This is a genomic window from Microbacterium sp. zg-B96 (assembly GCF_030246865.1).
GTDB lineage: Bacteria > Actinomycetota > Actinomycetes > Actinomycetales > Microbacteriaceae > Microbacterium.
Map to the genome: position 1 here is coordinate 549340 of NZ_CP126738.1, position 12491 is coordinate 561830.

The following is a 12491-nucleotide window of genomic DNA, read 5'->3' on the forward strand; positions in this document are numbered from 1 at the left end:
AGAAACCACGCGACGCGTGGTGTCTCGACCGAGAAGTGGTTTCTCACGCGGCGCGGGCGGCTGCGCGGATGCCGCGGTGCGCCCGGATACGATGGGCGCGATGGCCGAGACCACTGCTGTGAGCGAAGACGCTGCGCCCGAGCCCCTCGCGCGCGAGCTCTACCGCGAGATCGACCGTGCCGACTGGGCGCGCCTGGCGCGCGGCATGCCGAACCCGCTGTCCGAGACCGAGGTCGTGCAGCTGCGCGGCATCGGCGACCGGCTCGACATGGACGAGGTGCGGGAGGTGTACCTGCCGCTCAGCCGCCTGCTGTCGCTGTACGCCGAGAACACCAAGCGCCTCGGTGCCGAAGAGAGCGCGTTCCTGGGGGAGTCCGACACCACGACGCCGTTCGTCGTGGGAGTGGCCGGTTCCGTCGCGGTCGGCAAATCCACGATCGCGCGCCTGCTGCGGGAACTCATGAGTCGGTGGCCCGGCACCCCACGCGTCGAGCTGATCACCACCGACGGCTTCCTCTACCCCAATGCCGAACTCGAGCGCCGCGGCATCATGCACCGCAAGGGCTTCCCGGAGTCGTACGACCGCCGCGCGCTCGTGGCGTTCCTCACCGAGGTGAAAAGCGGTGCCGCCGAGGTGCGCGCGCCCTTCTATTCGCACATGCGGTACGACATCATCCCCGACGCGCACGTCACGGTGCGCCGTCCCGATGTCGTCATCGTCGAGGGGCTGAACGTGCTGCAGCCGCCGCCGTCACCCAACGACGTCGCCGTCAGCGACCTGTTCGACTTCTCTATCTACATCGATGCCGACGCCGACCACATCACGCAGTGGTTCGTCGACCGGTTCCTCGCCCTGCGGCGGGCAGCGTTCGCCAACCCGAACTCGTTCTTCAACCGGTTCGCCGACATCGCCGACGACGAGGCCGTCACCCGCGCCCTGGGGTTCTGGAACGACATCAACCTGCCGAACCTTCGGGAGAACGTCGAGCCGACCAAGCACCGCGGCACGCTGGTGCTGCACAAGGGTGCCGACCACGCCGTGGAGCGGGTGCTGCTGCGCAAGCTGTGAGTGGCGCGGGCGGGTGGATGCCGCAGCGCGCGGATGCCGCTACGCGAGCAGCCGCAGCGACTCGCCATCGGCGGCGTAGCGCTCGCCGGAATCAGGGCACACCCACGCGTCCCCGTCGGCCACGAGCGGCCGTCCCACCCGCCCGACCCACCCGATCCTCCGGGCAGGAACCCCGGCGACCAGCGCATGCGCCGGCACGTCCTTCGTGACCACAGCGCCTGCCGCCACCAGCGCCCACGCGCCGATGGTCACCGGCGCGATGCACACCGACCGTGCTCCGATCGACGCGCCCTGTTCGACGGTCACCCCCACCGCGTTCCAGTCGTCGGCGTTCTTGAGTGACCCGTCGGGATTGGCCGCACGCGGGAATTCGTCGTTGGTGAAGACGACGGCGGGCCCGATGAAGACGCCGTCGCCGACGACCGCGGGCTCATACACCAGCGCGTAATTCTGCACTTTGCAGGCGTCGCCGAGCACGACGCCCGGGCCGATGTACGCGCCGCGGCCGATGTTGCAGTCGGCCCCCAGCCGGGCGCCCGCGCGGACCTGCGCCAGGTGCCACACGCGTGTGCGGGCTCCCAGCACCACACCTTCGTCGATGTCGGCAGACGGCTGCACGACGGGTGCGTCGGCGGTGGAGGTCATGGTGTTCCTCTCGGATGGGGCGGGATCGGCCGGCGCCGGAAATCCGTGCTCCGAATTGTATTGTGCGCGATCGACGGTTGTGGATACACTGCCCGCGGGGATACCGGTTGTGTCCGCGCCGGGGAGGCGCAGACACGACGTCGATGAGAATGCTCGTCGTCGTGCCGGGTTATGGCTTGCAGTGCTCGCTCGTGCTGCAGGCGACTGGGGAAGAGCATGGGGAATCTGGGGACCGCTGCGGCATTGCCGACGGCATCCGCTCGGCGCGCGCAGCGGCTGGTCACGATGGTCGTGATCGCCGCCGCGCTCGGCGCCGCGCTGGTCGCGATGCAGCCGTCGCCGCGCGCCGAAGCGGCGAGCCCCTGCGGCGCCGACATCAACCCGGTGGTCTGTGAGAACGAGAACATGGGCACGGACCCTGAGGTATGGGACATCGAGGGCGCCGGAGACCCGACCATCCAGGGTTTCGCGACCGACATCAGCGTGAACGCCGGGTCCGCCATCGATTTCAAGATCGACACGGATGCCGCCGATTACGACATCGACATTTACCGCACCGGTTGGTACCAGGGTAAGGGCGCCCGCTTCATCCAGTCGGTCGAGCCGTCGCTGATCGCGCCGCAGGCGAACGAGTGCCGGACGGACGAGGCCACCGAGCTCTACGACTGCGGCACCTGGGACGTGTCGGCGACGTGGAACGTTCCGGCCAGTGCGGTGTCGGGCGTGTACATCGCGCTGCTCGATCGCGCAGACACCGGCGGACAGAGTCACATCACCTTCATCGTCCGCAACGACGGGAACACCTCCGATGTGCTCTTCCAGACGTCGGATCCGACCTGGCACGCATACAACATCTATGGCGGCTCCGACTTCTACGCCGGCGCCGCGAACGGCCGGGCATACAAGGTCAGCTACAACCGGCCGTTTGCGACCAGGCAAGGCCTCACGGCCCGCGATTTCTACTTCAGCTCCGAGTACGCCACCGTGCGCTTCCTGGAGCGCAACGGGTACGACGTGAGCTACCTCGCCGGCGTGGACACCGACCGCCGCGGCAGCGAGCTGCTCAACCACAACGTTTTCCTCTCCGTCGGTCACGACGAGTACTGGTCGGGCGCGCAGCGTGCCAACATCGAGGCTGCTCGGGATGCCGGCGTCAACCTTCAGTTCCTCACTGGCAACGAGGGCTACTGGCGCACGCGGTATGAGCCCTCCATCGACGACTCGCACGCCGACTACCGCACGCTGGTCTCGTACAAGGAGACCTGGTCCAGAGCGAAGATCGACCCGTCACCTGAGTGGACCGGTACCTGGCGGGATCCCCGCTTCGCGGATGCATCGCAGGGCGGGCATCTGCCAGAGAACAGCTTGACCGGCACGATGTTCATGGTCAACGAGGTCTACCTCCCGCTGACGGTCTCGTCCGAGGAGGGCAAGAATCGCCTGTGGCGTGGCACATCGCTGGGGTCGCTCACTCCGGGGACGTCGGCGCAGCTGACCGAAGACACCGTCGGCTACGAATCCAATGAGGACGTCGACAACGGGTTCCGACCCGAGGGCCTGATCCGACTTTCCACGACCGTGGGCACGACGCCGGAGTATCTCCGTGACTACGGCAACACGGTCACCGACGGAACAACGAAGCACCACATCACTCTGTACCGGGCGGCCAGCGGCGCCCTGGTGTTCTCGGCGGCGAGCGTGCAGTGGGCCTGGGGACTTGACAGTGATCACGATGGGCCGCAGCATCCGGCAGATCAGCGGATGCAGCAGGCGCAGGTGAACCTCCTCGCCGACATGGGCGCGCGGCCGGGCAGCATCATGCCAGGCCTCGTGGCCACCTCTGCGAGCAGCGATACCTCGCCGCCGACGACAACCATCACTTCGCCACCGCCCGGTGCGACGGCTGCGCACGGCTCTAGAGTGACTGTGACGGGCGCGGCGACGGACAGCGACGGCCGCGTCGCGGGGGTGGAGGTATCCACCGATGAGGGTCGCAGTTGGCATGCGGCTGAGGGAACGACCTCGTGGTCGTACAGCTACATACAGCAGGGCTCCGGAACCACGGCGATCATCGCTCGTGCCATCGACGATTCGGCGAACTTCTCACCTGGTGGCACGACCCGCGACGTCGAGGTGATCGGCCCGTACTCAGTACTCGGCGAGGTCACGCCCGAGATTCTCTCCGTAGACGACGATGACGGGGTGGAGTTGGGTTTGCGGTTCAGCTCAGCCTCCGATGGCTTCGTCACCGGGGTGCGCTTCTACAAAGGACCTGCCAACACGGGCACGCACACTGGCTCGCTGTGGGATGAGGCGGGCAACCGCTTGGCAACGGTGGTCTTCGATGACGAAAGCGCTTCGGGGTGGCAGGAGGCGTCGTTCACGGCCCCCGTGGAGATTCTTGCAGGGACGACCTACACCGTCTCGTACACGGCGCCGCAGGGCGGCTACTCGATGACCGGGTCGTATTGGCCTTATAAGGCAGGGACCGCATCGCCCCTGACCGTTTCCACGGAAGTGGGCGCGGGCGCTGCGGGTGTGTTCGGGAATTCGGGGACCCGGCCCGTCGAGACATGGCACGAGTCGAATTACTTTGTGGACGTCGCCTTCGAATCGTCGGACACGTCGCCGCTGCGGATTGCATCGCGGTCGCCGCAGGCGGACGCCTCCAGTACCGCTCTAGAGGTGCCGATCACCGGAACCTTCACCCGCGCCGCCGACCCCGCGTCGGTAGCGCTCATCGTGCGGAGCGCGGACGGGCAAGAGGTGCCGGGAACGGTCTCGTACAACGAGCAGACGCGCACCGTTCGGTTCTCGTCGACAGTAGGTTTTTCTCCGGCCACGAGGTACACCGTTGTTCCCACGGGGTCGGATGAGAACGGCGTCGAACTCGCCGCCGATTCGGGATGGAGCTTCACAACCCAATCCGCCGACCTTCCCGAAGGTCAATGCCCGTGTTCCCTGTTCCTCGAAAGCTCCAGGCCGATCATCGAGTCCACCGCGGATGACGATCTGGTGACGCTCGGCGTGCGGTTTGCCGTGTCGACGCCTGGCGCGATCGCCGCGCTGAAGTTCTTCAAGGGAAGCGCCAACACCGGCCCGCATCGCGTCGCGCTGTGGGGAGCCGATGGCGTGCAATTGGCCGAGGCGGATGCCGTCGCTGGATCATCGCACGGCTGGCAGACGGTGTACCTGGACCAGGCGGTTGATGTGGTTCCCGGAGAAACCTATTTGGCCTCCTACCTGGCTCCTGCAGGTGGCTATTCCAGCAGTGTGGGCCAGTTCGGCGCGTCTGGCTATACGCGGGGACCACTGTCCGTGCCCGCGAATGGGGGCGCATTCACCTATGCCGACGGGTTCCCGTCGCAGTCGTCGTCAACGAACTACGCAATGGACCTGGTGTTCGAGGATGCTCCGACGGCGCCGACGGCGACGAACTTCACACCTGAGCGGGACGCATCTGATGCGTCTGCGGATACGACGCTATCGGTCGGCTTCTCGCACCCGATCGCCGCCGGCGTGGCCGGCTCGGTGCGCGCGAACGGGGCGGCTGTCGAGGGTAACTGGCTGCTGTCGACGGATGGCCGCTCACTCGAGTTCAGTCCGGCGACGGCTCTGCCGTCGGGCGCGGCGGTGACCGTCGACATCACCGCCGTGATCGGCACCGACGGCACCGCAGGACCCGACGTCTCATGGTCGTTCCAGGTCGCGGATTCGAGTCCCAGCGTGACGACATTCTTCGGCGACGCCGCGCCCGCGCTTACGGCAGTCGCTTCGGAAGCCGCCTCGGTGGAACTGGGCATGGCGTTCCGCTCCTCGGTGGCAGGCGAAGTGCGCGCGATCCGCTTCTACAAGGGGGCCGGAACCGCGGGCACGCACACCGGATCGCTGTGGTCCCCGACAGGCGAACGTCTGGCAGAGGTCGCTTTCGTGGGCGGGGGCACCGGCGGATGGCAACGCGCAGTCCTCCCGGAACCTGTCGAGATCCAGCCGGGCGCACTATACACGGTGTCCTACTTCGCTCCGCAGGGCCGATACGCATACAAGAGTGGCGGGCTCGGAGCACCCGTCACGAGCGGTCCGCTGACGGCTGAGAGCCCGGCGAACGGCCGCTACCGCTACGGTGCAGGCGGAGCGATGCCCGATGCGGTGTGGGACTCGACGAACTACTTCGCAGATGTGGAGTTCGTCGTCGACAGCGACGACCCCCACGCGCCGCCCACGGTCGCTGAAGTGACGCCCGCCCGCGACGCCACGGGCGTACCGGTCGGCTCTTCGGTCACAGCGGCGCTCGACCGGATGTCTCCGGAACTGTCGCTCACCCTCAGCAGCGAGGCGGGCGTCGTCACCGGCGAGGTCGCCGTCGACCCGGGAAGCGCAGCCGTCTCGTTCGTTCCGTCGACCGACCTCGCTCCCTACACGACATACACCGCAGTGGTCACGCTCGCGGGAGCGACGCTGGATTCCTGGACGTTCCGAACCGCGCGCGCCCCCGTGACAGGCACCGCCGAGACGCTCTTCGGCAACGAAATGCCTGCAATCGCCGCGGCGGCGGACAACGCGTCGGTCGAGGTCGGCACGGCCTTCCACGTCGCGCAGGCGGGAGCCGTCACCGCAATTCGGTTCTACAAAGGCGAATCCAATACCGGGACACACCGCGGAACACTGTGGTCATCGAGCGGTGAGGTCCTTGCGCGCGTGACGTTCTCTCATGAGACGGCGTCGGGGTGGCAACGGGCTGAGTTGACGGACCCGATCGAGGTACTGCCGGGGGAGAGCTATGTCGTCTCCTATCTGGCGCCGACCGGGAGGTTTGCAGTCCAATCGGAGTACTTCCAGACGGCGAAGGTCAGCGGACGGATCACGGCACCGGCAGTCGCAAACGGCCGGTTCCTCTATGCCGCCGAAGGTGGCTTCCCTACCTATTCGTGGAGTGCTTCCAGCTACTTCGTCGATGCTGAGGTCGTCTTTGCGGAACCGGAGCCGCTGGCACCCATCACGCTTCAGTCCACCACGCCCGATGGCGGTGCCGCGGAAGTTGCACCCACGGAGGTGGTATCCGCGGTGTTGAGCGCGGACGAGTCCGGGGCCACGATCGGACTGTCCGCAGCGGACGGACCTGTCGCCGGTGCCGGCACATACGACAGCGGAACGCGCACCGTCGCATTCACGCCGAGCGAGCCGCTCGACTGGGGTGCGACATATACCGCGACGGTCAGCGTGCCAGGGCGTGGAGTGCTCGCAAACTCATGGAGCTTCACCACCGTCGGAGAACCGGTCGTGCGTGACGCGGTGTCGATCTTCGGAGACGCGTTGCCGCAGCACGCCGCGTGGGACGACCCGGACACGATTCAGGTCGGCACGCGATTCACCGTCGATACCGCGGGGTGGGCCACCGCCATCCGCTTCTATAAGGGCGCCGCGAACACCGGGGAGCACACAGGCTTCCTGTGGCGTGACGGCCTCGTGAAGCTCGCGGAGTTGAACTTCGCCGATGAGACGGCCGATGGCTGGCAGACAGCGATCTTCGACGCGCCGATCGACCTCGTGCCCGGTGTTGAGTACCGGGTGGGATTGCACAGCACCACGGGGCGGTATGCGGTGGATCTCGGGGCGTTCGCCGATCCGACGACGTTTGGGCATTTCGCGATACCGGCTGACGGCGGCACCTACACCTATTCAAGGGACTATCCGGTGAATCTGTCGCGCCACAACTACTGGGTGGACGTATTGTTCGTCCCCTCCGGCTAGCGGCTCGGCCGCCCGCGGTGACAGGACCGCACAACTGGGAACAACATTTGGGGAATCTGGGGGGACCGTGACTGAACGGTTGAACGTCGCCGTCATCGGCGCCGGCTATTGGGGGCCGAACCTCGCACGCAATTTCCGTGCGAGTGCGGACTGGAATCTGGTCGCCATCTGCGACCTCGATCAGGAGCGGGCGCGCGGTGTCGCCGACAGCGTCGGGGGGGTGCCGATCACGTCCGACCTCGCCGAGTTGCTGCGGGATCCGATCGTGGACGCGGTCGCGATCGCCACCCCGGCGCGCACGCACCACGCGATCGTGCTGGCAGCGCTGGCGGCGGGCAAGCACGTGATGGTGGAAAAGCCGCTCGCCGACACGCGCGAGCGCGGTGCCGAGATGGTGCGCGTCGCCGAGGAGCGCGGCCTGGTTCTCATGGCTGATCACACCTACTGCTACACCCCCGCGGTGCTGAAGATCCGCGAGCTCGTGGCCGAGGGGGCTCTCGGTGACATCCTTTTCGTGGACAGCGTGCGCATCAACCTCGGGCTCATCCAGCCCGACGTCGACGTCTTCTGGGACCTCGCCCCGCACGACCTGTCGATCATGGACTTCGTGCTGCCCGGCGGGCTCGCCGCGACATCGGTCTCCGCCCACGGCTCGGACCCGCTGCGAACCGGAAGGTCGTGCGTCGGCTACCTCGCGATGCCGCTGGAATGCGGCGCCATGGCGCACGTGCACGTCAACTGGCTGAGCCCGACCAAGATCCGCCAGATGGTCATCGGCGGCACCAAGCGCACGCTCGTCTGGGACGACCTCAATCCGCAGCAGCGGCTGAGCGTCTACGACCGCGGCGTCGACATCGACGCCGTGTCGAAGGTCACCTCCGCGGACACCCGCGCCGCGAACATCTCGTACCGGCTCGGCGACACCTGGGCGCCCGCACTGCCCGAACGTGAAGCGCTGGGCGGGGTCGTGTCCGAACTGGCCGCCGCGATCCGCGAGGGTCGCGCCGCCCGCACCAGCGGAACCGCGGGCTTGCGGGTGCTGTCGGTGCTCGAAGCGGCCACATCGAGCCTTGCCGCAGCCGGGGCGCCCCGGCCCATCGTGACCGATCTTGAGGAGGTGGCGGCATGACCCGTCTGGAAGGAACCCGTGTTCTGGTCACCGGCGGGGCTGGAACGATCGGTTCGACCCTCGTGGACGAACTGCTGACAGCCGGCGTCGCACACGTCGACGTGCTCGACAACCTCGTGCGCGGGCGGCTGGCGAACCTGGACGACGCCCTCGCCACCGGTCGGGTGAGCCTCATCGAGGGGGACATCCGCGACGCACGTCTGGTCGACGACCTCACCGCAGACAAGGACGTCGTCTTCCACCAGGCGGCGATCCGCATCACGCAGTGCGCAGAGGAACCCCGCCTGGCGCTGGAAGTGCTCGTCGACGGCACGTTCAACGTCGTCGAATCGGCGGCACGGCACCGCGTGAAGAAGCTCATCGCGGCATCCAGCGCCTCGGTGTACGGGATGGCGGAGACGTTCCCGACCGACGAACGTCACCATCACGAGAACAACGACACCCTCTACGGGGCGGCGAAGACGTTCAACGAGGGACTCGTCCGCAGCTTCCGGGCGATGCAGGGGCTGGACTACGTGCTGCTGCGTTACTTCAACGTGTACGGCCCGCGCATGGATGTCCACGGCCTGTACACCGAGGTGCTCGTGCGCTGGATGGAGCGCATCGCCGACGGCCGGCCGCCGCTCATCTTCGGCGACGGGGCGCAGACGATGGACTTCGTGTGCGTGCCCGACATCGCGCGGGCGAACGTGCTGGCCGCGCAGAGCGACATCGTCGAAGGCACCTACAACATCGCCAGCGGCACCGAGACGAGCCTGATCGGCCTCGCCCAGGCCCTGCTGCGGGTGATGGGAGCCGAGGGACTGGGCATCGAGCACGGGCCGGAGCGCGCCGTCAACGGCGTCGTCCGGCGTCTCGCGGACACCACCGCCGCCCGGCGCGACCTCGGCTTCGAAGCGCGCATCGACATCGAGGAAGGGCTGCGGCTGCTCGTGGACTGGTGGGCGCCGTTGCGCGAGGAAATCTCCGTTGGACGGAAGGTCACGGCCCGATGAGCGAGCGCATCAATGTCATGGTGCCGTGGCTCGGCCAGGAAGAGGCCGACGCGGTCGCCGAAGTGATCGCCAGCGGCTGGGTGGCGCAGGGCCCCCGGGTGGCGCAGTTCGAGAAGGAATTCGCCGAAGCCGTGGGCGTGCCCTACGCGGTGGCGACGACCAGCTGCACTACCGCGCTGCATCTCGCCCTGATCGTCGCCGGCATCGGACCCGGTGACGATGTCGTGCTTCCGTCGTTCTCGTTCATCGCGACGACGAACGCCGTGCGGTACGTGGGCGCCAATCCCATTTTCGCGGACGTCGATCCGATCACCGGAAACGTCAGTGGTGAGACGGTTCGGCTGGCGATCACGTCGGCGACCAAAGCGGTCATCGTTGTGGACCAGGGTGGAGTCCCCGTCGATCTCGACGACGTGCGGGAGGCGACCGACCCGCTCGGGATCATCGTGATCGAGGATGCCGCTTGTGCTGCCGGTTCCACCTATAAAGGGCGTCCCGTGGGCGCCGGCGCCGAGATCGCGGCGTGGTCGTTCCACCCGCGCAAGCTCCTGACCACCGGCGAGGGGGGCATGATCACCACGACCCGCGGGGACTGGGCCAAGCGTGCCCGGCGGCTGCGCGAGCACGCGATGAGCGTCTCGGCAGCAGACCGTCACGACTCGGTGCTGCCGCCGGCGGAGGAGTACACCGAGGTCGGCTACAACTTCCGCATGACCGACATGCAGGCGGCAGTCGGGCTCGTGCAGCTGCGGCGATTGCCGCACATCGTCCGTCGACGTCGTGAGCTGGCGACGCACTACCGCACCGCGCTGCGCGAGATCCCGGGCCTGCGTGCCGTCGCCGATCCGGAGTACGGCACGGGCAACGTGCAATCCTTCTGGGTCGAGGTGCTCGACGAGTATCCGACGGACCGGGACGGCCTGCTCGTCGCGCTCGCCGAAGCCGATATCTCCGCTCGGCGCGGCATCATGGCCGCACATCGCCAGGTCCCGTACCGCAATCTGGTTCCGCCCGGCGGCCTCCCGGTGACCGAACGCCTCACCGACCGCACGCTGATCCTGCCGCTGTTTCACACCCTGAGCGCCGCGGATCAGGAACGCGTGATCTCGGTGCTGCGCGCGCCCGTCGGGATCGCCGCATGACCGCGGGGGTGCTGCTGGTGGGTGCGAGCGGCCTTGCCCGCGAGGTGATCGCCGCCGGTGCCGAGGGCATCGTCGGGATCCTTGACGACGACATGGCGCTTTGGGGCAGCTCCGTGGGCGGTGTGCCGGTGATCGGCCCGGTCTCCTCCGCCGCCCGTCGGGACGGCCTCGTGCTCGTCTGTGTCGGGCCGAGTGCGAGCCGGCGCTCGGTCGTCAGTCGGCTGCGTTCCGAAGGGGTCGGCGACGACCGCTTCGCCACGTTCGTCGCGGCGTCCGCGCGCATCGGCAGGACGAGCCGCATCGCCCCCGGCGCCATCGTGCTCGACGGTGCGGCGGTGACAGCGGATGCCACCGTCGGCCGCCACGTCGTCGTCATGCCCAACTGCGTCATCACGCATGACGACGTCTTGGAGGACTTCGTCACCCTCGCCGCCGGCGTCGCGCTCGGTGGCGGCGTGCGCATCGGCGAGGGCGCGTACATCGGGATGAACGCGTCGATCCACCCCGGCGTCGTCGTGGGCAGCCACGCCACGGTCGGGATGGGCGCCGCGGTGCTCAACGACGTCCCGCCGAACCAGACATGGGCCGGGGTGCCCGCACGACCTCTGGGGGTCTTCGCATGACGGTCACGGTCACCGCAGTCGTGCCGTTCCTTGACCTGGCAGCGCAGCAGGCCGAGGTCGCCGCCGAGGTGCTGCCCGTGTGGCAGGCCCAGCTCGAATCGGCATCCTTCGTCGGCGGACCCGAGGTTGCGGCGTTCGAGCAGGAGTACGCCGACTACATCGGCGTGCGACACGTCGTCGGTGTGTCCAACGGCACCGATGCGCTGGAGCTGGCGTATCGCGCCGTCGGGATCGAGCCGGGCGATGAGATCATCATGCCCGCCAACACGTTCATCGCCACCGCCGAGGCGGCCTCGCGCATCGGCGCGGTGCCGGTGTTCGTCGACGTGGATGACGAGTATCTGCTGATCGACCCGGATGCCGTGGAGTCGGCGATCACGCCGCGCACGCGCGCCATCGCTCCGGTGCACCTGTTCGGGCAGACGGCCCCGATGGGACTGATCACCGCCCTGGCGCGGCGGCACGGCCTGGCCGTGATCGAGGATGCCGCGCAGTCTCAGGGCGCGTCGGGGCCGTCCGGACGGGCGGGTGCGCTCGGTCACGTCGCGGCGACGAGCTTCTACCCCGGCAAGAACCTGGGTGCGGCCGGTGACGCCGGCGCGGTGATGACCGACGATGACGGCATCGCCGCCCTCGTACGCAACCTCGGTGCCCACGGCAGCTCGGTCAAATACGTGCACGACCACATCGGGGTCAACGCCCGGCTGGATGCCGTGCAGGCCGCCGTGCTGCGGGCGAAGCTGCGTCGGCTCGAGGACTGGAACGCCGCCCGGCGCGCGGCCGCCGAACGGTACGCCGGCCTGCTGGCCGGGCTCGACGGGATCCGCCTCCCCGAGGTGCGGCCGGGAAACACCGACATCTGGCACCTGTACGTCGTGCGGGTCGACGACCGCGACCGTGTCATGGCGGAGCTGGGCGCTGCGGGGATCGGCGCCGGCATCCACTATCCGACACCGGTGCACCTGACCGAGGCGTACGCGCACCTGGGCGGCCGCCGCGGACAGTTCCCCGTCGCCGAGGCCGCGGCCGGCCGCATCCTCTCGTTGCCGATGTTCCCTCATCTGACTGCGCAGCAGCAGGAGCGGGTGGCGCAGGGCCTCGCGGACGCGCTGCTGAGGAGTGAGGTGCGCCGGTGAC

The 12491-nt window shown here is 68.2% G+C and carries 8 protein-coding genes; 7 read left to right on the forward strand and 1 reads right to left on the reverse strand.

Going from position 1 to position 12491, the window contains the following annotated elements:
• The first annotated feature begins 100 nt into the window (after nucleotides 1-100).
• Complete coding sequence (coaA, locus tag QNO11_RS02475) at nucleotides 101-1069, forward strand: type I pantothenate kinase (protein ID WP_257509143.1); 969 nt, start codon at nucleotides 101-103, stop codon at nucleotides 1067-1069.
• Between the two features lie 39 nt (nucleotides 1070-1108).
• Here the strand turns inward: coaA and QNO11_RS02480 are convergent, their stop codons facing one another.
• Nucleotides 1109-1714 carry an acyltransferase gene (locus QNO11_RS02480; RefSeq protein WP_257509144.1) on the reverse strand — a complete coding sequence of 202 codons (606 nt, stop codon included), beginning with the start codon at nucleotides 1712-1714 and terminating at the stop codon, nucleotides 1109-1111.
• Nucleotides 1715-1930: 216 nt separating this feature from the next.
• Here QNO11_RS02480 and QNO11_RS02485 point away from each other — a divergent pair, with 216 nt between their 5' ends.
• From QNO11_RS02485 to QNO11_RS02510, 6 genes are all read left to right on the forward strand, one after another.
• Nucleotides 1931-7465, forward strand: coding sequence for a DUF4082 domain-containing protein (locus tag QNO11_RS02485; RefSeq protein WP_257509145.1), 5535 nt, complete (start codon nucleotides 1931-1933; stop codon nucleotides 7463-7465).
• Between the two features lie 67 nt (nucleotides 7466-7532).
• On the forward strand, nucleotides 7533-8594 hold the full coding sequence (locus tag QNO11_RS02490) for a Gfo/Idh/MocA family protein (RefSeq protein ID WP_257509146.1): 1062 nt from the start codon (nucleotides 7533-7535) through the stop codon (nucleotides 8592-8594).
• Nucleotides 8591-9589, forward strand: a complete 999-nt coding sequence (locus QNO11_RS02495; RefSeq protein WP_257509147.1) for an NAD-dependent epimerase/dehydratase family protein — start codon at nucleotides 8591-8593, stop codon at nucleotides 9587-9589. The genes QNO11_RS02490 and QNO11_RS02495 overlap by 4 nt, the downstream gene beginning before the upstream one ends.
• The gene (locus QNO11_RS02500) at nucleotides 9586-10731 is read left to right on the forward strand and encodes a DegT/DnrJ/EryC1/StrS family aminotransferase (protein ID WP_257509148.1); all 1146 of its coding nucleotides are present in this window, start codon (nucleotides 9586-9588) and stop codon (nucleotides 10729-10731) included. Before QNO11_RS02495 ends, QNO11_RS02500 begins: the two co-directional genes overlap by 4 nt.
• Nucleotides 10728-11354 carry a NeuD/PglB/VioB family sugar acetyltransferase gene (locus tag QNO11_RS02505; protein ID WP_257509149.1) on the forward strand — a complete coding sequence of 209 codons (627 nt, stop codon included), beginning with the start codon at nucleotides 10728-10730 and terminating at the stop codon, nucleotides 11352-11354. The genes QNO11_RS02500 and QNO11_RS02505 overlap by 4 nt, the downstream gene beginning before the upstream one ends.
• Complete coding sequence (locus QNO11_RS02510) at nucleotides 11351-12490, forward strand: DegT/DnrJ/EryC1/StrS family aminotransferase (protein ID WP_257509150.1); 1140 nt, start codon at nucleotides 11351-11353, stop codon at nucleotides 12488-12490. Before QNO11_RS02505 ends, QNO11_RS02510 begins: the two co-directional genes overlap by 4 nt.
• Nucleotide 12491: the final 1 nt, after the last annotated feature.